This window comes from Xanthomonas campestris pv. badrii, from assembly GCF_012848175.1.
In the GTDB taxonomy this organism is placed as follows: domain Bacteria; phylum Pseudomonadota; class Gammaproteobacteria; order Xanthomonadales; family Xanthomonadaceae; genus Xanthomonas; species Xanthomonas campestris_C.
In genome coordinates, this window is sequence record NZ_CP051651.1 from 905073 (window position 1) to 931701 (window position 26629).

At 67.2% G+C, this 26629-nt stretch carries 25 protein-coding genes, 2 tRNA genes and 1 other RNA gene; 21 read left to right on the top strand and 7 right to left on the bottom strand.

Going from position 1 to position 26629, the window contains the following annotated elements; genetic code table 11:
• Positions 1-5: 5 nt before the first annotated feature.
• Positions 6-98: transfer RNA gene (locus tag HG421_RS03915), tRNA-Ser, on the bottom strand.
• 221 nt (positions 99-319) lie between these two features.
• Here HG421_RS03915 and dnaX point away from each other — a divergent pair.
• The 4 genes from dnaX (at position 320) to HG421_RS03935 (ending at position 3805) form a co-directional block, all read left to right on the top strand.
• The gene (dnaX, locus tag HG421_RS03920) at positions 320-2299 is read left to right on the top strand and encodes a DNA polymerase III subunit gamma/tau (RefSeq protein ID WP_169705300.1); all 1980 of its coding nucleotides are present in this window, start codon (positions 320-322) and stop codon (positions 2297-2299) included.
• Between the two features lie 6 nt (positions 2300-2305).
• On the top strand, positions 2306-2626 hold the full coding sequence (locus HG421_RS03925) for a YbaB/EbfC family nucleoid-associated protein (protein WP_005913896.1): 321 nt from the start codon (positions 2306-2308) through the stop codon (positions 2624-2626).
• A 99-nt stretch (positions 2627-2725) separates the two neighbouring features.
• Positions 2726-3319, top strand: coding sequence for a recombination mediator RecR (gene recR, locus HG421_RS03930; protein ID WP_169705301.1), 594 nt, complete (start codon positions 2726-2728; stop codon positions 3317-3319).
• 135 nt (positions 3320-3454) lie between these two features.
• Positions 3455-3805 carry a histidine triad nucleotide-binding protein gene (locus tag HG421_RS03935; RefSeq protein ID WP_169705302.1) on the top strand — a complete coding sequence of 117 codons (351 nt, stop codon included), beginning with the start codon at positions 3455-3457 and terminating at the stop codon, positions 3803-3805.
• Positions 3806-3943: 138 nt separating this feature from the next.
• Here HG421_RS03935 and HG421_RS03940 read toward each other — a convergent pair whose 3' ends face one another.
• From HG421_RS03940 to HG421_RS03955, 4 genes are read right to left on the bottom strand one after another with little or no spacing between them, the layout of a single operon-like run.
• A complete protein-coding gene (locus HG421_RS03940) occupies positions 3944-4477 on the bottom strand; it encodes a Slp family lipoprotein (RefSeq protein WP_169705303.1) in 534 nt (177 codons plus the stop codon).
• On the bottom strand, positions 4474-6426 hold the full coding sequence (locus HG421_RS03945; protein WP_169705304.1) for a transglutaminaseTgpA domain-containing protein: 1953 nt from the start codon (positions 6424-6426) through the stop codon (positions 4474-4476). Before HG421_RS03945 ends, HG421_RS03940 begins: the two co-directional genes overlap by 4 nt.
• A complete protein-coding gene (locus HG421_RS03950; RefSeq protein ID WP_169705305.1) occupies positions 6419-7375 on the bottom strand; it encodes a DUF58 domain-containing protein in 957 nt (318 codons plus the stop codon). The genes HG421_RS03945 and HG421_RS03950 overlap by 8 nt, the downstream gene beginning before the upstream one ends.
• Before the next feature lie 5 nt (positions 7376-7380).
• Positions 7381-8334, bottom strand: coding sequence for an AAA family ATPase (locus tag HG421_RS03955; protein WP_169705306.1), 954 nt, complete (start codon positions 8332-8334; stop codon positions 7381-7383).
• A gap of 36 nt (positions 8335-8370) precedes the next feature.
• Between HG421_RS03955 and HG421_RS03960 the strand changes: the two genes are divergently transcribed.
• The 3 genes from HG421_RS03960 to HG421_RS03970 are packed head-to-tail and all read left to right on the top strand — an operon-like array spanning position 8371 to position 13042.
• Positions 8371-10212 carry a glycosyltransferase family 39 protein gene (locus HG421_RS03960; RefSeq protein ID WP_169705307.1) on the top strand — a complete coding sequence of 614 codons (1842 nt, stop codon included), beginning with the start codon at positions 8371-8373 and terminating at the stop codon, positions 10210-10212.
• A gap of 8 nt (positions 10213-10220) precedes the next feature.
• Entirely contained in the window at positions 10221-11213 is a 993-nt protein-coding gene (locus HG421_RS03965; protein ID WP_169705308.1) for a glycosyltransferase family 2 protein, read from the top strand.
• The gene (locus HG421_RS03970) at positions 11213-13042 is read left to right on the top strand and encodes a glycosyltransferase 87 family protein (protein WP_211161779.1); all 1830 of its coding nucleotides are present in this window, start codon (positions 11213-11215) and stop codon (positions 13040-13042) included. The genes HG421_RS03965 and HG421_RS03970 overlap by 1 nt, the downstream gene beginning before the upstream one ends.
• A 145-nt stretch (positions 13043-13187) precedes the next feature.
• Here HG421_RS03970 and HG421_RS03975 read toward each other — a convergent pair whose 3' ends face one another.
• Positions 13188-13763: a Maf family protein gene (locus HG421_RS03975; RefSeq protein ID WP_169705309.1), complete on the bottom strand. Its 576-nt coding sequence runs from the start codon at positions 13761-13763 to the stop codon at positions 13188-13190.
• 109 nt (positions 13764-13872) lie between these two features.
• On the opposite strand from HG421_RS03975, the gene HG421_RS03980 reads away from it, so the two are divergent.
• From HG421_RS03980 to HG421_RS04045, 14 genes are all read left to right on the top strand, one after another.
• On the top strand, positions 13873-14382 hold the full coding sequence (locus tag HG421_RS03980; RefSeq protein WP_169708080.1) for a YceD family protein: 510 nt from the start codon (positions 13873-13875) through the stop codon (positions 14380-14382).
• Between the two features lie 98 nt (positions 14383-14480).
• Complete coding sequence (gene rpmF / locus HG421_RS03985; RefSeq protein WP_010368401.1) at positions 14481-14675, top strand: 50S ribosomal protein L32; 195 nt, start codon at positions 14481-14483, stop codon at positions 14673-14675.
• A gap of 90 nt (positions 14676-14765) precedes the next feature.
• Positions 14766-15743: a beta-ketoacyl-ACP synthase III gene (locus tag HG421_RS03990; RefSeq protein ID WP_169705310.1), complete on the top strand. Its 978-nt coding sequence runs from the start codon at positions 14766-14768 to the stop codon at positions 15741-15743.
• A gap of 58 nt (positions 15744-15801) precedes the next feature.
• A non-coding RNA gene (locus HG421_RS03995) (sX9 sRNA) lies at positions 15802-15877 on the top strand.
• 229 nt (positions 15878-16106) lie between these two features.
• Positions 16107-17051 carry an ACP S-malonyltransferase gene (gene fabD, locus HG421_RS04000; protein ID WP_169705311.1) on the top strand — a complete coding sequence of 315 codons (945 nt, stop codon included), beginning with the start codon at positions 16107-16109 and terminating at the stop codon, positions 17049-17051.
• Between the two features lie 81 nt (positions 17052-17132).
• Positions 17133-17876, top strand: a complete 744-nt coding sequence (gene fabG, locus HG421_RS04005) for a 3-oxoacyl-ACP reductase FabG (protein WP_169705312.1) — start codon at positions 17133-17135, stop codon at positions 17874-17876.
• A gap of 203 nt (positions 17877-18079) precedes the next feature.
• Entirely contained in the window at positions 18080-18319 is a 240-nt protein-coding gene (acpP, locus tag HG421_RS04010; RefSeq protein ID WP_002814322.1) for an acyl carrier protein, read from the top strand.
• A gap of 141 nt (positions 18320-18460) precedes the next feature.
• Positions 18461-19696 (top strand): beta-ketoacyl-ACP synthase II, encoded by a 1236-nt coding sequence (fabF, locus tag HG421_RS04015; RefSeq protein WP_169705313.1) that lies wholly within the window; start codon positions 18461-18463, stop codon positions 19694-19696.
• 209 nt (positions 19697-19905) lie between these two features.
• Positions 19906-21261: an aminodeoxychorismate synthase component I gene (locus HG421_RS04020; protein WP_169705314.1), complete on the top strand. Its 1356-nt coding sequence runs from the start codon at positions 19906-19908 to the stop codon at positions 21259-21261.
• A 60-nt stretch (positions 21262-21321) separates the two neighbouring features.
• Positions 21322-22395, top strand: a complete 1074-nt coding sequence (mltG, locus tag HG421_RS04025) for an endolytic transglycosylase MltG (RefSeq protein WP_169705315.1) — start codon at positions 21322-21324, stop codon at positions 22393-22395.
• Positions 22392-23351: a DNA polymerase III subunit delta' gene (locus HG421_RS04030; protein ID WP_169705316.1), complete on the top strand. Its 960-nt coding sequence runs from the start codon at positions 22392-22394 to the stop codon at positions 23349-23351. The genes mltG and HG421_RS04030 overlap by 4 nt, the downstream gene beginning before the upstream one ends.
• Positions 23348-23701: a PilZ domain-containing protein gene (locus HG421_RS04035; RefSeq protein WP_003483889.1), complete on the top strand. Its 354-nt coding sequence runs from the start codon at positions 23348-23350 to the stop codon at positions 23699-23701. The genes HG421_RS04030 and HG421_RS04035 overlap by 4 nt, the downstream gene beginning before the upstream one ends.
• 167 nt (positions 23702-23868) lie before the next feature.
• A tRNA-Val gene (locus HG421_RS04040) sits at positions 23869-23943 on the top strand.
• 486 nt (positions 23944-24429) lie between these two features.
• Complete coding sequence (locus HG421_RS04045) at positions 24430-24756, top strand: hypothetical protein (RefSeq protein ID WP_169705317.1); 327 nt, start codon at positions 24430-24432, stop codon at positions 24754-24756.
• 135 nt (positions 24757-24891) lie between these two features.
• On the opposite strand, the gene prpR is transcribed toward HG421_RS04045, so the two are convergent.
• Positions 24892-26496 (bottom strand): propionate catabolism operon regulatory protein PrpR, encoded by a 1605-nt coding sequence (prpR, locus tag HG421_RS04050; protein ID WP_429001908.1) that lies wholly within the window; start codon positions 26494-26496, stop codon positions 24892-24894.
• Positions 26497-26629 lie beyond the last annotated feature (133 nt).

The following is a 26629-nucleotide window of genomic DNA, read 5'->3' on the forward strand; positions in this document are numbered from 1 at the left end:
TAATCTGGCGGAGAGAGGGGGATTCGAACCCCCGAAGCGCGGTTTAGACGCTTACACACTTTCCAGGCGTGCTCCTTCAACCACTCGGACACCTCTCCGTACCTGCCGGACGACCGGGTCGAAGGCAGGAGCGGGATTCTAGCCGCCACGCGCGCCGTTAACAAGGACGAGCATGCACGCGCCACACCGCATGCGGGCCATGGAGGGGCCGGCGGGGCGGGGCGGTCGGTTGCGTGAAGGCGGGCGGAGGCGACACCTGCTGAACGATCGGCTTGACATGGCATGGCACAATATCGATTCAGACGAAGCTGGTTGCCCGATGTCCTATCTCGTTCTCGCCCGCAAGTGGCGCCCGAAGCGTTTTGCCGAACTCGTAGGCCAGGAACACGTGGTCCGCGCGCTCAGCAATGCGCTCGACAGTGGGCGTGTGCACCACGCATTTCTGTTCACCGGCACCCGCGGCGTGGGTAAGACCACAATCGCGCGCATTTTCGCCAAATCGCTGAACTGCGAGACCGGCACCAGTGCCGATCCGTGCGGCCAGTGCCCGGCCTGCCTGGATATCGACGCCGGCCGCTACATCGACCTGCTGGAAATCGACGCCGCGTCCAACACCGGCGTGGACGATGTGCGCGAGGTGATCGAGAACGCGCAGTACATGCCCTCGCGCGGTAAGTTCAAGGTCTATCTGATCGACGAAGTGCACATGCTCTCCAAGGCGGCCTTCAATGCGTTGCTGAAGACGCTGGAAGAGCCGCCAGAACATGTGAAGTTCCTGCTGGCCACCACCGACCCGCAGAAGCTGCCGGTGACGGTGCTGTCGCGTTGCCTGCAGTTCAACCTCAAGCGCCTGGACGAGGACCAGATCCAGGGCCAGATGACCCGCATCCTGGCCGCCGAGCAGATCGAATCGGACCCGTCGGCGATCGTGCAGCTGTCCAAGGCGGCCGACGGCTCGCTGCGCGATGGCCTGTCGCTGCTGGACCAGGCGATTGCCTATGCCGGGGGTGCGCTGCGCGAGGATGTGGTGCGCACGATGCTCGGCACGGTGGACCGCACCCAGGTCGGCGCCATGCTGCAGTCGCTGGCCGATGGCGATGGTGCGCAGTTGCTCAAGGTCGTGGCCGCGCTGGCCGAATTCTCGCCGGACTGGAGTGGCGTGCTGGAAGCGCTGGCCGAGGCCTTGCACCGCGTGCAGGTGCAACAGCTGGTGCCGTCGGTGGCATTTGTCGGCGATGGTATCGACCCGACTCCGTTTGCCGCGCAGCTGCGCCCGGAAGTGGTGCAGCTGTGGTACCAGATGGCGCTCAATGGACGCCGCGATCTGTATCTGGCGCCCAGCCCGCGCGCCGGGTTTGAAATGGCGGTGCTGCGCATGCTGGCCTTCCGGCCGGCGGCAGCGGTGCCGGCCGGCAGCAGCGACGATGGCCGTGGAGCCGCGGTTGGCGGCGGCGCGCGTGCGGAGGGCGCCGGTATCCAGGCGGCTGCTCCGGCTGTCGCCGCATCCATGCCTGCAACGAAGCCGGCGCAGGCCATGGAAGCGGCATTTGCGCCACCTGTGCCTGCTGCACCGCCGGCCGCCGCTGCGGCGGCGCCGGTGGTCTCGCTGGCGCCCTCGGCAGCGCCTGCTGGCGCGGCGCCAGCGCGCACCGACGACACCCCGCCCTGGGCGGTGGACGATGCACCGGTCAGGACGCCCGCAGTGCCGTCCACCGTCGTCTCTGCGTCCGAATCCACATCGGCCACTGCGCCGGCGATCCCGTCAGCATCGATGGTGGTCGCGCCGGAAGCAGCCATGGCGCCTCCGGTCGATGCCGCAGATCCTGGCCCTGCACCTGAGGCGGTGGCCGTGCCGCTGGCGGCAGCGTCGCCGGCCGGCACCCCGGCGCCGTTGCTGGCTGACGGCCATATCGCCGATGCCGAGCAGTGGCTGGACCTGGTCACCCGCAGTGGCCTGAACGGCCCGTCGCGGCAGCTCGCGGCCAACGCGGCCTTTATCGGTCACCGCGATGGTGTGCTGCGGCTGGCGCTGGCACCGGGCTTCGAATACCTGACTTCCGAGCGCTCCATCGCCAACCTGGCGCAGGCGCTGTCACCGGTGCTGGGCAACACGCCGCGCATCGTCATCGAGACCGGCAGTGCCGATGTCGAGACCTTGCACGAGCGTGCCAACCGGCAGAAAGGCGAGCGCCAGAGCGCTGCCGAAGACGCTTTCATGAACGACCCGAATGTGCAGCAGCTGATCCAGCAGCAGGGCGCGCGGGTGGTTCCCGATTCCATCCGCCCTTACGACGAGTAACGACCCATGCGTGGAAACATTGCCCAACTGATGCAGCAGGCGCAGAAGATGCAGGAAAACCTGCAGCGCGCCCAGGAAGAACTGGCCAAGCTGGAAGTCACCGGCACTGCCGGCGGCGGCATGGTCAGCGTGACACTGACCGGCGCCAAGGAATGCCGCAAGGTGCGCATCGACCCCAGCATCCTCTCCGACCAGGAAATGGCCGAAGACCTGATTGCCGCCGCCTTCAACGACGCCTCCAACAAGATCGATGCAGAATCCAAGGACCGCATGGGCTCGGCCACTGCCGGCATGCAGTTGCCGCCTGGCATGAAGCTGCCTTTCTGATCGAGGGGATTCGGGAATCGGGATTGGGGATTCGCTAGAAGCGAGATTGCTTCTGCATTTGCGAATCCCGAATCTCCCATGCCCAATCCCGGTTACCCAATGTCCTCACTGCTCGAACAACTGATCGAGGCCTTCCGGGTGTTGCCGGGCGTGGGCCAGAAATCTGCACAGCGCATGGCCTACCACGTGCTCGAGCGCGAGCGCGAGGGTGGGCGGCGTCTGGCCGCGGCCTTGGGCAATGCGGTGGAGAAGGTCGGGCATTGCGTGCAGTGCCGCGATTTCACCGAATCGGAAATCTGCACCATCTGCGCCAGCAGCAGCCGCGATCGGCAGCAGCTATGTGTGGTGGAGTCGCCGGCCGACCGCCTGGCGATCGAGCACGCCACCGGCTACCGCGGCCTGTACTTCATTCTGCAGGGACGGCTGTCGCCGCTGGACGGCATCGGCCCGCGCGAACTGGGGCTGGACCGGCTCGGCGAGCGTCTGGCCGCCGGCGAGGTCACCGAAATGATCATCGCCACCAATGCCACCGTGGAAGGCGAAGCCACCGCGCATTACCTGGCACAGCTGGCCCGCCAGCATGCGGTACGCCCGAGCCGGCTCGCCCAGGGCATGCCGCTGGGCGGCGAGCTGGAATACGTGGACCGCGGCACCCTGTCGCATGCCTTCGGCACCCGCAGTGAGGTGCCTTGAGGGCGGGGATTGGGGAGTCGGGATTGGGGATTGGCAAAAGCCGGTCCGCGCACGCGGTAAGCTCTTGCCGATCCCCAATCCCCAATCCCCAATCCCCAATCCCGAATCCCGAATCCCGAATCCCGAATCCCGTTTATGACCGACACCATCTTCGGCAAGATCATTCGCCGCGAAATTCCCGCCACCATCGTGTATGAAGACGACGACGTGCTGGGCTTCGAAGACATCGCGCCGCAGGCGCCGGTGCATGTGCTGTTCATTCCCAAGCAACACGCCATTCCCACCCTGGACGATGTGCCGCCGGAGCAGGCGCTGCTGGTCGGCAAGCTGGCGCTCGCCGCCGCCGCGTACGCACGTGAGCAGGGCCTGGCGCAGGACGGCTACCGCATCGTGATGAATTGCCGCGAGCATGCCGGGCAGACGGTGTTCCATATCCATCTGCATCTGCTGGCCGGGGCGCCGTTGGGGCGATTTGGTACGCCTTGATCCTGGGACGCTCCAGGGTTGCCTTGACCGCTAGGTGGAGAACGTAACGCGGCTGGCCATCGCGCTTGATATTGCGCGAAAACAAAAACGCCGCTCCTCAAGAGCGGCGTTTTGCATCACGGCTGGCTCAGCGGTGGATTACCACCAGCCGCGGCCCCAGCCCCAGCCGCCGCCCCAGCGCGGACCCCACGGGTCGCCCCACGGGCCGTACGGGTAGGCCGGAATCACCTCGACGTCGCGCACTTCCGGCCACAGGTAGACCACGTCGGCCGCCACCTTGGGCAGCTTGTAGTCGTACTCGCCGATCTTGGTGGTTTCATACCCCTCGATCTTGCCGATGAAGGTGACTTCGCGGCCGGGCTCGAAGACTGCCGGGTCGTAGAAGCCTGCGCGGCAGGCCAGGAAGCGGCCATCGCTGGCATCGACGGCATTGCGATCCGGACGCCCGCTGGCGTTGAGCGGACGCGAAATCAACTCGAAGCAGGTCTGGCCCTGGCTGGGCTTGGTCTGGATGATCTTGCCGCCCCAACGCACCGAGGTGCCGAGTTGTGCGCTGGCAGTGGAATCGTTCGGTCTGACCGTGGGGAACTGGCCCTGCAGCGGCTTGGGCGCGGTAGCGCAGGCTGCGAGCCCGAGCACAGCGACAATGGGAATCAGAAATCGGGTACTCATGAGGAAGCTCCGGTTCGCGGGCGATGCTGCAGCAGGTCTTTCAGAAGTGAGGCGCTGTCCGAATCAGCGCCAGCGTATCGCGCGGCAGCGAAACGCTGGCTGAGTGCCAACAGTGGCGTGTCGGGGTGTGTGCGGGCGACGCGTTGTGCCCAGGTGATGGCCGGTTCGTGCGGTTCGCGCGCCAGGCCAAGCTTGCCGTAACGGCGGCCCAGCCGATGCCAGGCGCGCAACAGCGGATCGCGTTCGCGTTCGCCACGCGCCAGCAGCCACCCCATCCAGGCCAGGGCACCGACGGCAAACACGCCGAAGATGGCGGCCAGCTGGGTGGGATCCAGGCGCTCGATGCCGAACGGTTGCAGCAACCGTTGCTGGCGGTCGGCGTTGAAGGACAGCACCAGATCGTTCCAGCCGCGGCGCAGCCAGTCGCTGACCTGGCCCAGGCTGGCCCAGGCGCCGAGCTGGGCGAAGTCGTTGCCGCCACCGCTTTGCAGGCGATCCTCCAGCGTGTCGTAGATGCGCTCGGGCGCCACTGCGGCAGTGGGGTCCACGCGCACCCAGCCGCGGCCTGCCAGCCACACCTCGGTCCAGGCATGCGCATCCATGCGCCGCACCACCCAATAATTGCCGAAGCTGTTGTAGGTCCCGCCGGCATACCCGGTGACCACGCGCGCGGGGATGCCGGCGGCGCGCATCAGCACCACGAACGCCGAGCTGAAGTGCTCGCAGAATCCGGCCTTCTGCTGGAACAGGAATTCGTCGACGCTGTTGCGGCCCAGCAGCGGCGTGTCCAGCGTGTAGGCGAATTCGCGGGTGATCCACTGCAGCGCCCGTTGCACGATGGCATCGTCGTTGCCGCCAGCCTCGGCACGCCATTGCCCGGCCAGGATGAGCGTGCGTGGATTGAAGCCGGGCGGCAGCGCGAGCGCGCGTTTGCGCAGCTGCCCGGGCAGGTCGGTGTCGAACCGTGCCGGCGGTGCCGATTGCAGCTCCCAGCGGGTCAGCGCACTCAAGGGGCGCTGCGCAAACAGTTCGTAGTCGGGCGAGAGATCGGCATTGGCAACGCCCTGGGTCGGCAGGTCCAGCGAGACCAGCTGGCGACGATCGGTGGGCTCGTAATCCATGCGATAGCGATAGGTCTGCGGGCCGGGCGTGACCGATGCCGGTTGGCCGCGACCGGTCCAGCGCGCGCGCTGCCAGCTGCGGCCGTCGAAATCCCACATCACCGGACCGCGCCAGTAGCGCTGCGGCGGCGGCGGCGCCTTGCCGGTGAACTGCACGCGCAGCGCCGGGCTGTCGTCGGCCATCAGGTCGATCCATTCGCCCGGCGACATGGTGTCCGACAGGCCGGGCCGCGACAGTGCGCGTTCGGGCACGCCCCACAGCGGCGAACTCAGGCGCGGCAGCAGCCAGAACGTGGCCAGTGCCAGCGGCACTCCGATCGCCACCAGTTTGCCGATGCCGCGCAACTGCAGGCGAAGGGTAGGCGTGGTGGTGCGGTGCTCCTCGTCGGCCAGCCGCTGCATGCTGAGCAGGGCGCTGAGCACGGCCAGCAGTGCCAGGGCCATCGTCGCCGGCCCCTGGTCGAGCAGGAATGCGGCGAATGGAGCGAACAGCGCAAAGCCGAGCAGGCTGCGCGCGTCGCGCAAACTGCGCAGTTCGGATGCCTTGATCGCCAGCATCGCGGCCAGCACCGCGCAGCCGGTATCGCGACCGAAGCGCATGCCGATCTGCCAGTACACCGCCGCCAGCATCGCGATCACCAGCAACAGCCGCAACGGCGCCAGCAGGCTGCCGCGCCAGCTCATCGCCCCGACCAACACCGCGGCCACCGCAATGGTGGCGGCGAGCAGGCCAGGCAACTGCAGCAGCAGCGGCGCCAGCGCCAGCCAGCTGGTGGCCAGCACCCAGCCACGGCTGGCCTGTGAAATGGGAAGGGCCGGCTCAGTCATGGGGAAGCAGTGCCAGGGCGCGCAGACACAGATGATGGTGCGAGGGCCCTTGCGCAGGCCCCAGCGGCGGCTGGCCGGGCAGCAGCAGGCGATAGCGGCGCCCGTCGCGTTCGGCCAGGTTGATCCAGCGTGCCAGCCGCGCGATGCGGCGTTCGTAGGGCAGTGCGTGCAGCGTGCGCCAGTCGAGCGTCACTTCGTTGCCGAGCGGCTGTTCGTACTCGCGCACCAGCAGGGTGTCGCGGCGGGCCGAATGCTTCCAGGAGATCGTGCGCGGTGCGTCGCCGGCGCGGTACGGGCGCAGTTGGTGCAGTTCCTCGCCCTGGGCGTGCAGACGGGTCTGGTTGGGCGCGCCGGCGCCATCCGGCAGGGTGGGGCCGTGATCCTCGGGCCGGGGGTAGGCCAGCAGCGGGGTTTCCGGCCACACCCAGGACCACGCACGCACCAGCCCCAGCGGCTGGGTGCTGGACAGGCGGATGCGTTCGATGTCCTGCCAGCCGCGCCGGGTGGTGGGCACCAGCAGGTCGACTTCGGCGTTGTCGTGATCGAGCAGCGAACAGAAGCCGCTGCTGTCCAGGTGATCCAGGCGCAGGCCACGCCGCAGGCGGGTGTCGCGGCGGGCCAGCGAGACCCGCATGCGCAGCGGTTCGCCGGCGACCACCGGTTCGGCCGAGACTGCCTCCACGCGCAGCGCCGACAACTGCAGGTGCGCCATGATGCTGCTGGCGATCCCGGCGGTGGCCAGCAGCAGTGCCAGCAGCAGTGCCGGGTTGTTGTTGTAGTTCAACGCGCCCAGCAACATCGCCAGCAACAAGGCGCTGACGAACAGGCCGAAGCGGGTCGGCAGCACATAGATCCGTCGCCGATCCAGCACGATCGGCAAGGCTTCCGCGCCCCGCGGACGGGCCAGCAGGCTGAGTCGGCGGCCAATGCCGCGCAATGACGCACGCACCGGTATCAGTCCACCGGCACGCTGTGCAGCAGCGCCTTGGCCAGCGCCGGTCCGGACGAGGATTCGGTTTCCGGCACCAGCCGGTGCCCGGCCACGGCCACGAACAGCGCCTGCACGTCTTCCGGCAGTACATGCTCGCGCCCCAGCAGCAGCGCGTAAGCCTTGGCGGCGCGCAGCAGCGCGATGCCGGCGCGCGGAGACAGCCCCACCCGAACCCCGGCATGCTGGCGGCTGCGTAGCAGCAGCGCCTGTACATAGGCGATCAACGCATCGCTGGTGTGGATCTGGCCGACCCCGGCGCGCAGCGCCACCACGTCGGTATCGCTGAGCTGCGGTGTGGCCTGGGCGATCAATTCGCGCCGGTCGGTACCCGACAACAGGGCGCGTTCGGCATCGGCGCTGGGGTAGCCCAGGCTCAGCCGCAGCAGGAAGCGGTCCAGCTGCGAATCGGGCAGGGGAAACGTGCCCGACAGGTCCACCGGGTTCTGCGTGGCGATGACGAAGAACGGCTCGGGCAAGGCGTGCGTGACGCCGTCGAGGGTGACCTGCTGTTCGGCCATCGCTTCCAGCAAGGAGCTCTGCGTGCGCGGCGGGGCGCGATTGATTTCATCGGCCAGCAGCACGTTGGTGAACACCGGGCCGGGATGGAATTGAAACTGGCGCGAGGCGGCATCGTAGACCGATACGCCCAGCACATCGGCCGGCAACAGGTCCGAGGTGAACTGCACGCGCTGGAAACCCAGCCCCAGGCTGGAGGCCATGGCGTGGGCCAGGGTGGTCTTGCCCAGGCCGGGCAGGTCCTCGATCAATAAATGTCCCCCGGACAGCAGTGCCACGAACGCCAGCCGCACTTCCTGCGCCTTGCCCAGCAGCAGCGAATTGACCTGGTCCTGCGCGCGCCGCAGCGATTGGCGCAGCGCATCGGTTAGCATTTCCGTGGAACGCAGCGGTGTCGACATCACAATTCCGTAGGTGAGAGAAGAGTGCACAGGGCAATGCAGGGGGACCAACGCGCACATCGCACCTTCGTGATCCTGTGGACACTGGCCACTGCCGTCAAGCTGTTGATCGCTGCACGGTTGCCGTTGTTCGTGGACGAGGCGTTCTACTGGCAGGAAGGCCAGCATCTGGCCGCGGCGTATTCGGATCTGCCGGGCATGACCGCCTGGCTGACGCGGCTCGGTGTCGAGCTCGGTGGACATCATCTGCTGGCGTTGCGGCTGCCGTTTCTGGCCATCGCCGCGTTGCTGCCGTGGTTGATCGCGCACATCGCCACGCGCTGGTTCGGCTCCACCCTCGGGTGGCAGGCGGGCAGCCTGACCCTGCTGATGCCGCTGTCGGCCACGCTGGGCATCCTGGCGGTGCCGGACGTGCCGATGGCCCTGGCCGCGGTGCTGTGCATGGATGCCGGCGCACGCCTGTTGCGCGAGGTCGATGCCACCAGTGCGCTGGAGCTCGCCATCGGCCTGGTCATCGGTGCGCTCAGCCACTACCGCTTCGTCGGCGTGATCGGGGTGGGCTGCATTGCGCTGCTGTGCATCCCGCAGGGGCGCGCGGTGCTGCGCGACCCGCGCATCTGGATGGCGCTGACGGTGGGCGCAGTGAGCTGGCTGCCGCTGTTGTTCTGGAACACCGACCATGACGAGGCCGGGCTGCGCTTCCAGCTGGTCGACCGGCATCCGTGGCGGTTCCAGATCAGCGGTCTGTGGTTCCTGCTGATCCAGGCGGTGGCCGTGACGCCGCTATTGGCGTGGGCGATGCTCAAGGTGGGCCTGGCCGGCACCCGCACCGGCGGTGGGTCACGCGCGCAATGGCGCTACTTCGGCCTGCTGGGCGGCATCTCCACCGTGGCGATCTTCGTGGTCGGCTTCTTCAGCGATGCCGAACGCATCAGCTTCCATTGGCCGCTGCCTGGCTATCTCGCGCTGCTGGTGCCGGTGCCGATGATCCTGATGCGCTGGCCGCATCCGCTGCGACGTGCCGCCTGGCTGCTTGCGCTGCTCGGCATGCTCGGCGCGTATGGGTACTACCTGGCGGTGTCGGTACCCTCCATTCGCGCGCAGGCGGCGGGCGAAAAATACTACCCACGCAATTTTGCCGGCTGGAACGATCTGGCGCGTGCGGTCAAGCGCCAGCTGGCGCAGATGCCGCCGGGCACGCGCGTGCTGGCGGAGAATTTCAAGGTCGGCGCCGAGCTCGGTTTCCAGTTGCGCAATGCGCAGATTCAGGTGCTGCATGCCGAGTTGAACGACAAGCACGGGCGCAGCGCGCAGCTGCAGCAGTGGGGCCTGCTCAGCGACGGCACGCGTGAGGGACCGCGATTGCTGGTGCTGTCGCCCAGCGATCAGCGCTACCGCGATCTGCTCGCGCGCTATCACGCCATCTGCGACATGGTCGGGCCGTTGCCGCCGCCGACCGTGGTCTCCACCGATCATGGCTACCAACGCTTCCTGTTGTTCGCATTGCCGGCCCAGCGCGCACCCGGGCCATGCGTGGCCCCGGCGATGGCGTGGATCGATACGCCGCTGCCGGATGCGAACGTCGCTGGCCGGGTGCAGGTGCGCGGCTGGGCCTTCAAGGATGGCATCGGGCTGGCGGATGTGGAGCTGCTGCTCGACGGCCGCCCGGTGGCGAACGCCGAGTATGGCAGTGCGCTGGACGTGCGCCCGTACTGGAAAATCTCCACCGACCCGCAGCATCCGAATGTCGGCTTTTCCGCCACGCTCGACACGCAGGCGTTGCCGCCCGGCACGCATTGGTTGGGACTGCGCCTGCACGGCCGCGACGGCAGCGTCGAGGACTGGTGGGAACAACCCGTCACCGTTTCCGCACCCTAGATCCCGCAATGACCGATAACCTCTTTCCCCATCCCGCGCTTGCGTCCGGGATTCGCATCGCCGTGCTGGTGCCCTGCCACAACGAGGCGGCGACCGTGGCCGAGGTGGTCGGCGCTTTCGCCGCGGCCCTGCCGGGCGCTGTCGTGTACGTGCTGGACAACAATTCCAGCGACGCGACTGCCGCGATTGCGGCCGACGCCGGCGCACAGGTATGCCGCGTCGCGCTGCAGGGCAAGGGCAATGTGGTGCGGCGTGGATTTGCCGATGTGGAAGCCGACATCTATGTGCTGGTCGATGGCGATGCCACCTACGATGCCGCTGCTGCACCTGTGCTGGTGCGCAAGCTGGTCGACGAACGGCTGGACATGGTGGTCGGCGCGCGACGCGATCAGCAGCAGGCCGCTTATCGGCCCGGTCATCGCGTCGGCAACGTATTGCTGACGCGTTGCGTGGGGCTGCTGTTCGGTCGCAGTTTCGACGACATGCTGTCCGGCTATCGCGTGTTCTCGCGGCGCTACGTCAAGTCCTTCGCTGCGCATGCGCAGGGGTTCGAAACCGAAACCGAACTGGCCGTGCACGCATTGCAGTTGCGCATGCCGGTTGCCGAGGTCGAAACCGCCTACGGCGTGCGCCCGGAAGGCTCGCAAAGCAAGTTGAATACCTGGCGCGATGGCTGGCGCATCCTCACCACCATCGCCAAGTTGTTCAAGGCCGAGCGGCCGTTGCTGTTCTTCTCGATCGGCTTCGTGCTCAGTGCTGCGTTGTCGATCGTGCTGGCGATCCCCTTGCTGGAAACCTACCTGCAGACCGGCCTGGTGCCGCGCTTTCCCACGGCGATCCTGTGCGTGGCATTGATGTTGCTGGGCTTCCTGCTGCTGGCCTGCGGCTTGATCCTGGACACGGTCACGCGCGGGCGTGTGGAAGCCAAGCATCTGGCCTACCTCGCCGAACCGGGCGTGGGGAGTCTGCAGGCGATGTCGCATGCAAGGGATGCGCATTGATGGCAGCCGCGACCGGCTCCGCGACCATTGCCCGCCGAGCGCGCCTGTTGCACTGGGCGGACCGGCGGTTCGGCTTTCATTCGCCGCGGCATGTCGTCGCGGCGGTCTGTGCTGTGGTGCTACTCGGCGCGCTGCTGTCGCTCGGCCTCGGCCAGGATGCCAACTGGGATCTGCGCAATTACCACCTCTACATCGGAGATGCGTGGGTCAATCAGCGCCTGGGCGTGGATCTGGCGCCTGCGCAGATGCAGAGCTACTTCAGCCCGCTGCTGGATGCGCTGCATGCCGGATTGATGCTACGTCTGCCGGGGCCGCTGGCGGGGGCCTTGCTGGGCGCCTTGCACGCGTTGGTCTTCATTCCGGTGGCGGCGGTGGCGTGGCGGGTGCTGTCGACCCATCCCCGGCGCGCGCAGTGGGCGCCGCTGCTCGCGCTGGCCGGCATGTGCAGTGCGGTGTTCCTGTCCGAACTGGGCAGCACCATGGGCGATACCGCCAGTGCGATACCGGTGCTGGGGGCCGTGGCCACCATGCTGTGGGCACAGGCCAGGGCGCGCAACGGTGCGGGCGTTGGGCGGTTATGGGTCATGGCCGGCGCGCTGATCGGGCTGGCGGTGTCGCTCAAGCTCACCAACGCACTGTACGCGCTGGCCTTGGCACCGGCGATGCTCTGCGATGGCGGGCGCGGGCGCTCGCGCGTGATTGCGCTCGGCATTGTCTCGGGCACGGCGTTGCTGGTGGTGGCGCTGGTGGTTGGTCCCTGGTACTGGCAGGTGTGGCAGCACCTGGGCAACCCGTTGTTTCCGCAATTCAACGGCATCTTCCAATCGCCACTGGCGGCGCCGGTGTCGATTGCCGATGTGCGCTGGCTGCCACGCAACCTCGGCGAACAGCTGATCTGGCCGCTGCTGTTTACGCTCAAGCCACAGCGGATCGGCGATCTCGGTCTGGTGCAGGCAGGTTGGGCGGTGTTGTATGCGGTAGTCGTGATCGCGCTGGGGCGCAGCGTGCTGCGGCGTCCGGTGCGGGCGGGTGAGCTCGATCGCTCCGGTGTCGTGCTGCTGGTCTTCTTCGGCGTTGCCTACGTGCTGTGGCAGGCGATCTTCAGCATTCATCGCTACCTGGTGGTGCTGGAGCTGCTGGCACCGCTGGTGCTGTGGATCGTGTGCCGACGCGCCTTTGCAACTCGGCCTGAGCGCAAGGCGGCCTGGTTGATCGGTCTGTGCGCGCTGGTGGCGGTGGTGGGATGGAAGGATTGGGGGCACGAGTCCTGGGCGCGCGACAGTTTTCGGGTCGAGCAGCCGGAACTTGGCGATTCGGCTGCCGCGACCGTGTTGCTGGTCGGCGACGAGCCGCAGTCCTGGCGCGTGCCGCTGCTGCCGCAACAGGCGCGCTACATCGGGGTGGCCACCAACATCTCCGAAACAGATCCGTATCGCCAGCGCGTGCGTGCGTTGATCGCCGAGCGGGCGCGGCTCTATGCGATGTTGGGTGCGGCGCGCGACAAGCAGCAGTTGCGTGTCGATCGAATGAACCACCTGGCACAACAGCTGGGCTGGGATGTCCAGCCGCAGTGCACGCGGCTGCGCTGGCTGATCGCGCGCGGGCTGCGTGCCGGGCTGGCGGAGGTACAGCCAGGACGCTGTCTGCTCACGGTGCCCAAGGGCAAGGCGCTGGATACCGCCGCTGCGGACCGCGCGGTGCGCGAGGCTGCGCAGCAGCGTCTTGCTGCGTATGGGTTGACGTTGGATCCGGCGCGCTGCCGCACCTTGTCCTCGCAGGTCGGGCAGGCCGACTATCCCTATCAGTTCTGCGAACTGGCGCGTCCGTAGCAAGGATCGGCAGGGGCGGGGCAGGCCATCGCCAGGGAGTGGCTCGGTGGTTTGGCCGGCCTGACATTTAGCAGGGCGGTGCTGTTGCCGCTGTCCTGCGTCTGCCGGCCGATGCTCCTGCCGCACGCTGCGGCCGGAGCGGGTATCAGGGAAGCACGAACCCCGCCTGCCGCAGCAGCCGCGTCAACGCGATCAGCGGCAGGCCGATCAATGCGGTGGGGTCGCTGGTGCGAATGGCGTCGAACAGGCTGACGCCCAGGCCTTCGCACTTGAAGCTGCCTGCGCAATCCAGCGCAGGCTCGGCGGCAAGGTAGCGGTCGATCCCTGCCGACGTCAGCGGGCGCAACTGCACTTCGGTCAGGTCCAGCGCGTGCGCTGTGCGTCCAGGGCCGACCAAGCTCACTGCCGTATGGAAGCGCACCATGCGGCCGGACATCGCAGTCAGTTGCGCATGCGCCCGCTCCAGCGTTCCCGGTTTGCCCAGGACCTCGCCGTCCAGATCAGCGACCTGGTCCGAGCCGATCACCCAGGCGTCGGGGGCGCCGGCCGCCACTGCAGCGGCCTTTTCGGCAGCCAGGCGGCTGGCCAGGGCCGCCGGCCGTTCGCCCGGCCGTGCCTGCTCATCGACCTGCGGGCTGGCGGTGCTGAACTCCAGTTGCAGGCGGCCGAGCAGGTCGCGCCGGTAGACGGAGGTGGAGGCAAGGATCAGGCGTGGCATCATGGGCGTGGCCAAGGGCGGGCAGGGGAGTCTGCCAGCCTGCACCGGTTGCAGCATCTGTGAATGGGTGCATTTGACATGGCTACGGCGGGTCTTTAACATTCTGTGGCTTATGTCCGCGAACGTACCCGAAATGCTGGATGCTTGGCGGATGGTCGCAGCGCGCAGGCGCTTCGATGGCCGCATCCCGCTATCTGCGATGACTCGCTTGCAGGGAAGTCTGGTCGATACCGAGGGCGAATGCGTCTATTCGCTTCAATTCGATCAGGACGCTCTGCTCAAGGTCGCCTATGTCGAACTCAGCATCGATGTCGAGCTGCCGCTGGCCTGCCAGCGCACCTTGCAGCGGTTTCTGTATCCGGTGCAGGTCAGGCAGCGTCTTGGACTGATCCGCGACGAGGACGAAGAGGCCGCGTTGCCGCCCGACTACGAAGCCTTGCTGGTGCCCGACGACGGCATGCTGCGGGCGATGGATCTGGTGGAGGACGAGCTGGTGCTGTCGGTGCCGGTCGTGCCGATGGCGCCGGGGAGCGAGGCTGTCGAGGCCGAGTGGGTTCCGAGCCAGGAAGAGCAAGACAAGGCCAGTCCGTTCGCGGCGCTGGCAGCGTTGAAGAAACAGTAACCGCCGCTGTTAAGGGCGGAAAGACAGGTCGACGCGGGCGTAGAGCGTGCTGTTCGACTCAACAGATCAAGTTATCGAACTAAAGTTGGAGCAATCCCATGGCTGTGCAGAAATCCCGTGTCACCCCGTCCCGCCGCGGCCAGCGTCGTTCGCACGATGCCCTGACCGCCAAGCAGCTGTCGACCGACCCGACCAGCGGCGAGATCCATCTGCGCCACCACATCACCGCCGACGGTTACTACCGTGGCAAGAAGGTGATCACGACCAAGTCGTCGGCCGTCCAAGAAGATTGATCCGTGGCGCCCGCCGCGCCAGGCGCGGCCGGGCGACCCTCGATTCTTCCGGAGCCGCCGGTCACCGCGGCTCTTGCACCAGGAAACAGTATGAGCAAGCGGATCTATTCCAGAATCGCGGGCACGGGTAGCTATTTGCCCGAAAAGGTGTTGACCAACGACGACATGTCGAAGATCGTCGACACCAGCGATGAATGGATCTTCTCGCGCACTGGTATCCGTGAGCGTCACATCGTCGCCGACGACCAGACCACCAGCGATCTGGCGTATTTCGCCGCGCTGAAGGCGATGGAAGCGGCCGGTGTGACCGCCGACGAGATCGACCTGATCGTCGTCGGCACCACTACCCCCGACCTGATCTTCCCGTCCACGGCCTGCCTGCTGCAGGCGCGGCTGGGCAATGTCGGCTGCGGCGCGATGGACGTCAACGCGGCCTGCTCGGGCTTTGTCTACGCGCTCAGCGTGGCCGACAAGTTCGTGCGCAGCGGCGACGCCAAGACCGCGCTGGTGGTGGGCGCAGAAACCCTGACCCGCATCGTCGACTGGACCGACCGCACCACCTGCGTGCTGTTCGGCGACGGTGCCGGCGCGGTGATCCTCAAGGCCGACGAAGAGACCGGCATCCTCAGCACCCACCTGCATGCCGACGGCAGCAAGAAGGAGCTGCTGTGGGACCCGGTGGGCGTGTCGGTCGGCTTCGGCGAAGGCAAGAATGGCGGCGGTGCGTTGCTGATGAAGGGCAACGACGTCTTCAAGTACGCGGTCAAGGCGCTGGATTCGGTGGTCGATGAGACCCTGGCTGCCAACGGCCTGGACAAGCACGACCTAGACTGGCTGATTCCACACCAGGCCAACCTGCGCATCATCGAGGCCACCGCCAAGCGGCTGGAGCTGCCGATGGAACAGGTGGTGGTCACGGTGGATCGCCACGGCAACACGTCCTCGGCCTCGGTGCCGCTGGCGCTGGACGAGGCGGTCCGCTCGGGCCGCGTGCAGCGCGGTCAATTGCTGCTGCTGGAAGCGTTCGGTGGCGGCTTTACCTGGGGCTCGGCGCTGCTGCGCTACTGAGCGCAGCTAACCAGCCTGCTGCGCGGCCGCCAGGCGCGCGCCCGATGCTCGGTGTGGCATGTGCCTCGCCTACACTCCGGTTCCTGCGCGCCGTGCGCAGCCGGCTGACGACCGCTTGCTACGTGTTGGTAGCCGCTCCGAGTTCCCAAGCGCCGCCGCATTCGCCGGCGGCGTTTTTCGACATCGATTCTGGATCGCTGCGCGGCCGCGCGGCTGATGCGGTTGCGCGCCTGGTCGGGATCGGATTGGTGCGCGGTTTGCGGCCTCGGGCCAAGTCCAAGCGACTCTTGCATACGCGTCAGTACAGACGGCCGGGCGATTTCGCACGTATCATCCCGGCTCGATTTTCGTAGGCAGCAACGCGTGACCGAATCTACGCTCGCTTTCGTGTTTCCCGGCCAGGGCTCCCAGTCCCTGGGCATGCTGGCCGAACTGGCCGAACTGCACCCGCAGATCCGCGAGACCTTCGTCGAGGCCTCCGATGGGGCCGGTGTCGATCTGTGGGCGCTGTCGCAGGGCGGCCCGGAAGAGATGCTCAACCGCACCGAGTACACCCAGCCGGCGCTGCTGGCTGCGGGCGTGGCGGTGTGGCGGCTGTGGAACGCGCAGCGCGGGCAGCGCCCGGCGCTGCTGGCCGGGCATAGCCTGGGTGAATACACCGCCCTGGTTGCGTCCGGCGCCTTGTCGCTGCACGACGGCGCCCACCTGGTGCGCCTGCGCGGCCAGTTCATGCAGGCGGCCGCCCCGGCCGGTGTCGGCGCGATGGCGGCGGTGCTGGGTGCCGAGGATGCGGTGGTGCAGCAGGTCTGTGCCGAGGCGTCCGGCAGCCAGGTGGTGGTGCCGGCCAACTTCAATTCGCCGGGCCAGATCGTGATCGGTGGTGATGCCGCAGCGGTGGACCGCGCGCTGGCGCTGCTGGCCGAGCGCGGCGTGCGCAAGGCGGTCAAGCTTGCAGTGAGCGTGCCTTCGCATACCCCGCTGATGCGCGATGCGGCCAATCAGCTGGGCGAAGCGATGGCCGGGCTGAGCTGGCAGGCGCCGCAGATCCCGGTGGTGCAGAACGTTGACGCGCGCGTGCACGAGGGCAGCGCCGCAATCCGCCAGGCGCTGGTGGAGCAGTTGTACCTGCCGGTGCAGTGGACCGGCTGCGTGCAGGCGCTGGCCGCCCGGGGCATCACCCGCGTCGCCGAATGCGGCCCCGGCAAGGTGCTGAGCGGGCTGATCAAGCGCATCGACAAGCGTCTGGACGCCCGTGCGCTGGCCACACCCGCCGATTACGCCGGCGCGCTCGACGCGTGGACGCACTGATCCAGCGCGCGCACGCGGTATGCAGATCCCCTCGACGTTCGCGGCGATGATCGCGACGTCTCCCTTCGAGGAACAGTAGTCATGAGCAAGCCACTGCAGGGCGAAATCGCCCTCGTCACCGGCGCCAGTCGCGGGATTGGTGCGGCCATTGCCGATACCCTGGCCGCCCAGGGCGCCACCGTCATCGGCACCGCCACCTCGGCGTCCGGCGCGGCGGCCATCGGCAAGCGCCTGGCCGCCGGCGGTGGCCACGGCCGCGAACTCAACGTCACCGATGCCGCGGCGGTCGATGGCCTGATCGATGCGATCGGCAAGGAATTGGGCGCCATCTCGATCCTGGTCAACAACGCCGGCATCACCCGCGACAATCTGTTGATGCGGATGAAGGACGACGACTGGCAGGCCATCATCGACACCAACCTGACCAGCGTGTTCCGCACCTCCAAGGCGGTGATGCGCGGCATGATGAAGGCGCGCAAGGGCCGCATCATCAATATCGCCTCGGTGGTCGGTGTGACCGGCAATCCGGGCCAGACCAACTACGCCGCGGCCAAGGCCGGCATCATCGCGTTCTCCAAGTCGCTGGCCAAGGAAATCGGCTCGCGCGGGGTCACCGTGAACGTGGTGGCGCCCGGTTTCATCGATACCGACATGACCAAGGCGCTGCCGGACGAAGCCAGGGCCGCGTTGCTGCAGCAGATTGCACTGGGCCATCTGGGTGCGCCGGAGGACATCGCCAATGCGGTGGCGTTCCTGGCGGGGCCGACCGCCCGCTACATCACCGGTGAGACCCTGCACGTCAACGGTGGCATGTACATGCCGTGAGCGTGCGCCGCCGGGAGGCGCTAAGTGGCTGATCGGCCGGGACTTGTGATGCAATGCAAGGCCCGGGCGCTTCCACTACACTATCCAACGCGGCCATCGCAGCGGCGATGGCGTTTGTGAGTCCCTCACAGGAGCACCGCACATCCGTGTGTGGGGATCCTGAAACTCGAACCACCACTACTCCAGCTGGAGCGATATCCCCAATGAGCACCATCGAAGAACGCGTCAAGAAAATCGTCGTCGAACAACTCGGCGTCAAGGAAGAGGAAGTCACCACCAGCGCATCGTTCGTCGATGACCTGGGTGCCGACTCGCTGGACACCGTCGAGCTGGTGATGGCGCTGGAAGAAGAGTTCGAGTGCGAGATCCCGGACGAAGAGGCCGAGAAGATCACCTCGGTCCAGCAGGCGATCGACTACGTCAAGGCGCACGTCAAGAGCTGATGCGTTGTTCCTGATGGCGGTGGCGTGCGTCATGCCGCTGCTGCGTCAGACATCCCATGGGGCCGCTGATGCGGCCCTGTGTTTTTCAAGCGTCACCCGCTAACCGCAAGCACCGTCCGTTCCGTGGTGAGGAGATCTGCAATGAGTCGTCGTGTTGTCGTTACCGGCATGGGCATGGTGTCGCCGCTGGGCAATGATCTGGCCAGCAGCTGGGATGGAATCATCCACGGGCGCTCCGGGATCGGCCCGATCACGCAGATCGATGCCTCGCAGTTCACCACCAGGATCGCCGGCGAGATCAAGAATTTCGATCCCACGCTTTTTGTGTCCGCCAAGGACGTCAAGAAGATGGACTCGTTCATCCACTACGGTGTCGGCGCTTCGTTCATGGCGCTGGACGACTCCGGGCTGGAGATCGACGAAAGCAATGCCGAACGCATCGGTGCCATCCTCGGCTCCGGCATCGGCGGGCTGCTCGGTATCGAAGAGCAGACCATCAAATTCCATGAGGGCGGCGCGCGCAAGATTTCGCCGTTCTATGTGCCCAGCACCATCATCAACATGCTGCCGGGCCAGGTGAGCCTGATCAAAGGCCTGAAAGGCCCGACGTTCTCGGCGGTATCGGCCTGCGCCACCTCCAATCACTCGATTGGTACGGCGATGCGCATGATCCAGTACGGCGATGCCGACGTGATGCTGGCTGGCGGCGCCGAGCGCGGCTCCTCGCCGAGTTCGGTCGGCGGCTTCTGCGCAATGAAGGCCATGTCCACCCGCAACGACGATCCCGCTGCCGCCTCGCGCCCGTGGGACAAGCAGCGCGACGGCTTCGTGCTGGGTGACGGTGCCGGCGTGCTGGTGCTGGAGGAATACGAACACGCCAAGGCACGCGGCGCGCGCATTTATGCGGAGCTGGTCGGTTTCGGCGCCAGCTCCGACGCCTTCCACATGACCGCGCCGAGTGAAGACGGCGAAGGCGCTGCGCGCAGCATGGTCGCGGCCATGCGCGATGCCAAGCTCAATCCCGAGCAGATCGGCTACCTCAACGCGCACGGCACCTCCACGCCGCTGGGCGATCTGGCCGAGACGCTGGCGATGAAGCGCGCGCTGGGCGATCACGCCTACAAGACCATGGTCAGCTCGACCAAGTCGATGACCGGCCACCTGCTCGGCGCTGCCGGCGGCGTGGAAGCGATCTTCTCGGTGATGGCGCTGCACACCGGCATCATTCCGCCGACCATCAACCTGGAAGAGCCCAGCGAAGGCTGCGACCTGGATTACGTGCCGAACGTGGCGCGTGAGGCCAAGGTGGATGCGGTGATGTCCAACGGCTTCGGCTTTGGCGGCACCAACGGCACGCTGGTGTTCAAGCGCATCTGAGCCTGCGCGCCGGTGGCGGTGCCACCGCGCCGCGTGCGTCTGGACGACGGTGGTGCGCGGCACTTTCGCGGCCGCCGCCGCCCGGTTGTCGTTCGATCCGTGGTTGATCGGTCGTTTCCTGATCGATGGTTGATCCATTCCCGCCACTCCCGTGCGCGCTGCAGTTTCGGCAGCGCCATGAATTTCCGCACCCTCGCCAAGCCGGACCGATGACGCTCACCAGATCACTGCACGCGGACATCGATTTGCTGGCGCTGCATCGGCTGGCGCCGCAGCGCTATCCGGCACTGCTGGAATCCACCGCCTCCGGCACCGAACATGGGCGCTGGGACGTGCTGTTGCTGGCAGACGGCGACAGCCTGCGGCTGGACGCCGATGGCCGCACCCGCGATGGCGAGGGCAGGGTGCTGGAAAGCAGCTTCCTGGTTGCGCTGGACGCCGCCTGGCAGGCCGAGCGCGTGCCACGCGAGGCGCACAGCCCCTGGCCCTTTCGTGGTGGCTGGGCGGTGTTGCTGGATTACGAGTTGGCCGCCCAGGTCGAGCCGATCCTGCAGTTGCCCACGCGCGCCGATGGCCTGCCCATCGCACTGGCCTTGCGCGCGCCTGCAGCGGTGTTGCGCGATCGTGTGCAGGGCCGCTGCATCGCGCTGGCCGAACCGGGCCGCGAGGATTTGCTGGCGCGCATCGTGGAGGACATCGCCGCGTGCGCTGCGTTGCCGCCGTTGCCGGCCTGGGTCGGGCCGGTGGCAGTCGATGAAGACGCGCCCGAGCGGTTCACCGACGCGGTGCAGCGGGTGCTCGATTACCTACGCGCGGGCGATGTGTTCCAGGCCAATATCTCGCGCGCCTGGCAGGCCACGTTCGCCGACGCGGTCGACCCGGCGGCGCTGCATGCGCGGCTGCGCGCGGCCAACCCCGCGCCGTTTGCCGGAGTCTTCGCTGCGGCCGGGCGGGCAGTGGCCAGTTCCTCGCCCGAGCGCCTGGTGTCGGTGCAGGGCGATGCAGTGCAGACGCGCCCGATCGCCGGCACCCGCGCGCGCTTTGCCGGCGACGACGATGCGGCGCGCATCCGCGAACTGGTGGGGCATCCGAAGGAACGCGCCGAGCACGTCATGCTGATCGACCTGGAGCGCAACGACCTGGGCCGCATCTGCGCGCCGGGCTCGGTGGAGGTGGACGAGCTGATGGCGGTGGAAAGCTATGCGCACGTGCACCACATCGTCAGCAACGTGCGCGGCCGCCTGCGTGCCGGCGTCACCCCGGGCGAGGTGATCGCGGCGGTGTTCCCCGGCGGCACCATCACCGGCTGCCCGAAGGTGCGCTGCATGCAGATCATCGCCGAGCTCGAACGCACCGCGCGCGGCGCCTACACCGGCGCGTTCGGCTGGCTCAATCGCGATGGCGACATGGACCTGAACATCCTGATCCGCACCGCCGAGGTGGCCGGCAACCAGGTGCGGTTCCGTACCGGGGCCGGCATCGTGGTGGAGTCGGATCCGCAGCGCGAGCTGGACGAGACCCGTGCCAAGGCGCGCGGCGTCCTGCGCGCACTGGATCCGGCATGAGCGCTTCAACGGGACATCACCGGCGCGCGGTATCCTGCGCGGCGCTGGGGCAATGACGAGGTGGGTGTGGCGGTGACTGGCAAACGCGGATGTCTGGCCGTGCTGGGCACGGCAATGCTGCTTGTGGTGCTGGCGGCGATTGCCGCGCTGGTGGCATGGCGGCACTACCTGCAGTTCGCCGACACGCCGGCCAAGGCCACCGCGCCCAGCGTGGTGGTGGCACCTGGCGATTCACTCAAGGCCACGCTGCGCAAGTTGCGCGCGGCCGGCCTGGAGCAGGGCACCGATCTGGAATGGCAGCTACTCGCGCGCCAGGTGGATGCCGCCGGCAAGCTCAAGGTGGGCGAATACGCACTGGCACCGGCACTGTCGCCGCGCGAGCTGCTGACGCGCATGCGCCAGGGGCGGGTCATCCAGTACCGCTTTACGATCGTGGAGGGCTGGAATTTCCGCCAGCTGCGCGCCGCGCTGGCCACCGCCACGCCGTTGCAGCAGTCCATCGGCAGCCTGGACGATGCGGCGCTGATGGCGCGGCTCGGCGTGGCCCGCCAGCATCCGGAAGGACGCTTTCTGCCCGAAACCTATCTGTACCAGCGCGGCGACAGCGATCTGGATGTGCTCAAACGCGCGCATGCGGCGATGGACAAGGCGCTGGCGCAGGCCTGGGCGCAGCGCGCGGCCGACCTGCCGCTGGCATCGCCGGAGCAGGCGCTGATCCTGGCCTCCATCATCGAGAAGGAAACCGCGCTGGGCAGCGAGCGGCCGCTGATCGCCGGAGTGTTCCTGCGTCGCCTGCAGATGGGCATGAAGCTGCAGACCGACCCCACCGTGATCTACGGCATCGGCAGCAGCTACGACGGCAATATCCGCCGCCGCGACCTCACCACCGACACGCCGTACAACACCTATACGCGCACCGGTCTGACCCCGACGCCGATCGCCATGCCCGGCCGCGAGGCGCTGCTGGCGGCGGTCCGCCCGGCTCCCGGCGATGCGCTGTACTTCGTGGCCGTGGGTGACGGCACCGGTGCCCACGCCTTCTCGGCCACGTTGGCCGAGCACAACGCCGCGGTGGCGCGCTACCTGCAGCGTCGCCGCGAGCCGACCCTGCCGCAGAAGGAGCCCACGCCATGACCGCTGTGTTTTCGCCCTGGCAGCAGCGCGCCTTCGACCAGACCGTGGCTGCACTGGATGCCGGTCGGCTCGGGCACGGGCTGCTGATCTGTGGCCCCGAAGGCCTGGGCAAGCGCGAGGTGGCCCTGGCGCTGGCCGAACACGTGCTGGCCAGCTCGCCCGACCCGGCGCTGGCGCAGCGCACGCGCCAATTGATCGCCGCCGGCACCCATCCGGACCTGCAGCTGATCTCCTTCATTCCCAACCGTACCGGCGACAAGCTGCGTACCGAGATCATCATCGAGCAGGTGCGCGAGATTTCGCAGAAGCTGTCGTTGACGCCGCAGTACGGCATCGCGCAGGTGGTGATCGTCGACCCGGCCGATGCGATCAATCGCGCCGCCTGCAATGCCTTGCTCAAGACGCTGGAAGAACCCTCGCCGGGCCGCTACCTGTGGCTGATCAGTGCGCAGCCGGCACGTTTGCCGGCCACCATCCGTAGCCGCTGCCAGCGGCTGGAATTCAAGCTGCCGCCCGCGCACGAGGCGCTGCAGTGGTTGCTGGCGCAGGGTGTCGAGGCGCGCGCCGCGCAGGAGGCGCTGGATGCTGCACGCGGTCATCCCGGATTGGCCGCGCAGTGGTTGCGCGAGGATGGCCTGACGGTGCGACGCGCTGTGGCACAGGATCTGGAGCAGATCGCCAGTGGTCGCGCCGGCGCAGTGGAGGTTGCGCAGCGCTGGACCAACGACGGCCAGGCCGATCAGCGTCTGCGTCATGCGGCTGACCTGGCGTTGGCGCAGGCATCGGCCGGCTTGACCGATCCATCGCGGTTGCACAAGCTGGCGACCTGGTTCGACGCCGCCAATCGCACCCGCGATCTGCTGCGTACCACCGTCCGCGCCGACCTGGCAGTGACGGAATTGCTGCTGGCCTGGCGCGAGGGAGAGCGCCAGGCACGTTCTAGGGGAACTCGATGAGTGCAATGAATGCACGCCAAGGCATTTTGTCGTTGGCGTTGAAGGACAAGCCGGCGCTCTACAGCGCCTATATGCCGTTCGTGAAAGGGGGCGGCATCTTCGTGCCGACGCCCAAGCGTTACATGCTGGGTGATGAGGTGTTCCTGCTGCTGACCTTGCCCGATTCCAGCGAGCGCCTGCCGGTGGCCGGCAAGGTCATCTGGACCACCCCCGCCGGTGCGCAGGGCAACCGCGCCGCCGGCATCGGCGTGCAGTTCCCGGACGGCCCGGAAGGCGAGGCAGTGCGCAACAAGATCGAAACCCTGCTGGCCGGCCTGACCACCTCGGACAAGCCCACGCACACCATGTGAAACGGGGCGTTGGCGTAGCGGGGTGGCGCGTGAGACGCAAGGCCCATCCGCTGCGCCGCGGCGATCGGATCAAGCCGATGCAGCCGCGGTGTCGTCGCATGACAGGGCCAGGTAAACACCTGTTGACGATTGCTGCCGCTGCCCTATAATGTGCGGCTCGCGTCACCGGGCGGTTAGCTCAGCGGTAGAGCATTGCCTTCACACGGCAAGGGTCACAGGTTCGATCCCTGTACCGCCCACCATGACGTGATCTCGAAAACCCCTGTCCTAAGGGGTTTTTTGTTGCCTGGTGTTTTTGTGCCGTTCCAGAGCGCGCGCGCGTGCAAGCGTTGCCGCCGAATCGCGAGACCAAGATCAGGCGTAGTGATAGCGCGCTTGCGCAATCAGCAAGATGCCGTTCTCGACCTTGTAGACGATCATGCGGTGATCGTTCGGAAATCTATCGTCGGCTGGAGTGTGCGATGTGCGTTTGTTGGTGGTGAACGGCTGGGATTCACCAGCGGCATCGCGCGTGCCGTCAGCAGGCCTGGGGAAGGATGCGCTGCCTGCAGGACCTGGCCGTGCGATCTGTTCCTGGCATCGATGCGGAGTGGTGCGCCAGCATCGTCGCCAGCGGTGCGTCGCGTTGTGCGGGCGGGGGACTTAAGCCCTTTTCGTTACAGCGGTCTTCTTGCGAGCTCGACAAGGACTTGCCATCCTGCAAGGCCCCTGTTCGAGATGGAGTGGCGATGAAGACGCTGCTGGGAAGTGCGCTGGTTGCGACGTTGCTGTTGGCCGGTTGCGCGCGTGATGTGGGCGAGCAGTACGTGGGCAAGTGGGTCAACGTGAAGTCGCAGAAGAATGTGCTGAGCATCGAGCACAATGGCGAGAGCTTCATCATCCGCGACACCATGCCGGAACTGTTTGGCAATGGCGCCAAGACCAGGAACTACCCGGCGCTGCTGACCAAGGGCGTGCTGCAGGTGTCCAGTGGCAGCGGCACCGTCAACTATGCGATCGATGAGGCGACCGGGCGTTTGAGCACTGGTGATACCGAGTACACGCGGGTCAAGTGACGCCGGGGTTGGTGGCGCTGCGGTGCCATCGGAGGCGTGGTTGCCAAGGAAAACGCTGCAGATGCTGGGTCATCGCGTGCTGGCCGACGCTGCTGAAGGCGCGTCGTCAGCGTGATTGCAAGCGCGGGCTGAGGGCTATGGGTCTGCCATGTGTCGGTTTGCCTGCATCCAGCGCCATAGCGTGGTACGCGAGACGCCCAGTGCCTGTGCGGCAATGGCGCGGTTGCCGTTGGCGCGATCCAGTGCGGTGCGTACCGCTGCGGCGGTGAGCTGCATGCGCGATACGGCGAGGTCTGTCTGCGTGCCTGGAGCGGTCTGATGATCGGGGTGTCTTTCGAACAGCTCGGGCGCCCAGCGTTGCAGGTGTTCCAGGCGCAAGCTCTCGCCCGGCTGCGCTTTCCAATGAATGCACAGGCGCTCGACCAGATTGCGCAGTTCGCGCACGTTGCCGGGCCAGGTGTGCTGCTGCAGCCGCTGCAAGGCGTCTTCGGACAGGGGCGAGGCGCTATTGCCCAGTTGCTGGAAATAATGCGCAAGCAGCAGCGCAATGGCATCGGGGCGATTGCGTAGCGGCGGCAGGGCGATGCGCAGTGCCGCCAGGCGATAGAACAGGTCGCGCCGGAAGCGGCACTGCTCGACCAGGGCATGCAGGTCCTGCAGGCTGGCGGCGACCACGCGTACGTCCACTGCCACTGGCAGGGTGGCGCCGACGCGCAACACCTCGCGCTCTTCCAGGACGCGCAGCAGGCGGGTCTGCAGCGGCGTGGGGAGCTCGCCGATTTCATCGAGGAACAAGGTGCCTTCGTGCGCAGCTTCGATCAGGCCGGTGTGGCCGCCGCGGCGTGCGCCGGTGAAGGCGCCATCGCTATAGCCGAACAATTCCGCTTCCAGCAGCGATTCGGAGATGGCGCCACAGTTGATGGCGACGAAGCGGCCGCGACGCCGGCTGCCGGCGTGCAGCTGGCGCGCGACCAGTTCCTTGCCGGTGCCGGTCTCGCCGCTGATCAGTACCGTCCCCGAATGGGGGGCATACAGCTGCACCAGTTCGCGTGCCTGCAGCATGGGGGCGTCTTCGCCAAGCAGGGCGTCGTTGCGGCGCACGCGGCGCGTGCCACTGCGCGCAGTGCGCGGCGGCGGGCTGGTGGAGGCGCTGCCCAGCGCGATGGCCTGTTCCAGGGCCTGGCGCACCGATGCGGCTGAGTACAGCAGCACGCCGGGCAGGCCGGCCTGCTCGGCGAAATCGATCGCCATGCCAGTGCCCACGATGACCTGGATGCCGGCCGTGCGCAGGTCGGCAATGCAGTCGCGCGCATCTTCGGCGGTGACGAAGCGGCGGTGTTCGATGTCCAGATCGAAACTGGCCTGGAAGGCATGAAACGAAGGAACGTCGCTGGCATGCGTCACCACGCCGATGCGCGGGGCGATGCGGCGCGCGCGCGCCAGCGCTTCCATCAGATCGAAGCCGGTAGCCTGGATCGGCGCCAGCGGTAGTGGCAGGCGACTGCGTAGATAGGCGGCGTTGGAGCCGCCGGCCACCAGCGCGTCGCAGCGCTCGCGGCGCAGGCGCTGGCTGATGACCTCCACCGCGTCGGCAAAGCCCAGGTTGATCTGCTCGATGCGCGCACGCTGGTCGAATTCCGGAATGACGTCGGCCAGCAGGCCGGTCAGTCGCGAGACGCTGACGGTCCAGATGGTGGGCTGGGTGGACTCCATGGAGTCGGTGGGTGGGATCCTGGGCACTGGCAAGTCATGTTTCAGTAGTGTTGCATGCTGCGCCAGATGTTGCGTTCATGCAACATTGCGGGCTACGCGCGATAGTAAAATCAACCACTTGCCGTTGGCACGGCCTTTGCGCCTGATCTTTCATCTCATC

Coding starts and splice junctions, on each gene's coding strand:
- dnaX (WP_169705300.1), top strand. CDS start 320: ATGTCCTATCTCGTTCTCGCCCGCAAGTGGCGCCCGAAGCGTTTTGCC.
- HG421_RS03925 (WP_005913896.1), top strand. CDS start 2,306: ATGCGTGGAAACATTGCCCAACTGATGCAGCAGGCGCAGAAGATGCAG.
- recR (WP_169705301.1), top strand. CDS start 2,726: ATGTCCTCACTGCTCGAACAACTGATCGAGGCCTTCCGGGTGTTGCCG.
- HG421_RS03935 (WP_169705302.1), top strand. CDS start 3,455: ATGACCGACACCATCTTCGGCAAGATCATTCGCCGCGAAATTCCCGCC.
- HG421_RS03940 (WP_169705303.1), bottom strand. CDS start 4,477: ATGAGTACCCGATTTCTGATTCCCATTGTCGCTGTGCTCGGGCTCGCA.
- HG421_RS03945 (WP_169705304.1), bottom strand. CDS start 6,426: ATGACTGAGCCGGCCCTTCCCATTTCACAGGCCAGCCGTGGCTGGGTG.
- HG421_RS03955 (WP_169705306.1), bottom strand. CDS start 8,334: ATGTCGACACCGCTGCGTTCCACGGAAATGCTAACCGATGCGCTGCGC.
- HG421_RS03960 (WP_169705307.1), top strand. CDS start 8,371: ATGCAGGGGGACCAACGCGCACATCGCACCTTCGTGATCCTGTGGACA.
- HG421_RS03965 (WP_169705308.1), top strand. CDS start 10,221: ATGACCGATAACCTCTTTCCCCATCCCGCGCTTGCGTCCGGGATTCGC.
- HG421_RS03970 (WP_211161779.1), top strand. CDS start 11,213: ATGGCAGCCGCGACCGGCTCCGCGACCATTGCCCGCCGAGCGCGCCTG.
- HG421_RS03975 (WP_169705309.1), bottom strand. CDS start 13,763: ATGATGCCACGCCTGATCCTTGCCTCCACCTCCGTCTACCGGCGCGAC.
- HG421_RS03980 (WP_169708080.1), top strand. CDS start 13,873: ATGTCCGCGAACGTACCCGAAATGCTGGATGCTTGGCGGATGGTCGCA.
- rpmF (WP_010368401.1), top strand. CDS start 14,481: ATGGCTGTGCAGAAATCCCGTGTCACCCCGTCCCGCCGCGGCCAGCGT.
- HG421_RS03990 (WP_169705310.1), top strand. CDS start 14,766: ATGAGCAAGCGGATCTATTCCAGAATCGCGGGCACGGGTAGCTATTTG.
- fabG (WP_169705312.1), top strand. CDS start 17,133: ATGAGCAAGCCACTGCAGGGCGAAATCGCCCTCGTCACCGGCGCCAGT.
- acpP (WP_002814322.1), top strand. CDS start 18,080: ATGAGCACCATCGAAGAACGCGTCAAGAAAATCGTCGTCGAACAACTC.
- fabF (WP_169705313.1), top strand. CDS start 18,461: ATGAGTCGTCGTGTTGTCGTTACCGGCATGGGCATGGTGTCGCCGCTG.
- HG421_RS04020 (WP_169705314.1), top strand. CDS start 19,906: ATGACGCTCACCAGATCACTGCACGCGGACATCGATTTGCTGGCGCTG.
- HG421_RS04030 (WP_169705316.1), top strand. CDS start 22,392: ATGACCGCTGTGTTTTCGCCCTGGCAGCAGCGCGCCTTCGACCAGACC.
- HG421_RS04035 (WP_003483889.1), top strand. CDS start 23,348: ATGAGTGCAATGAATGCACGCCAAGGCATTTTGTCGTTGGCGTTGAAG.
- HG421_RS04045 (WP_169705317.1), top strand. CDS start 24,430: ATGAAGACGCTGCTGGGAAGTGCGCTGGTTGCGACGTTGCTGTTGGCC.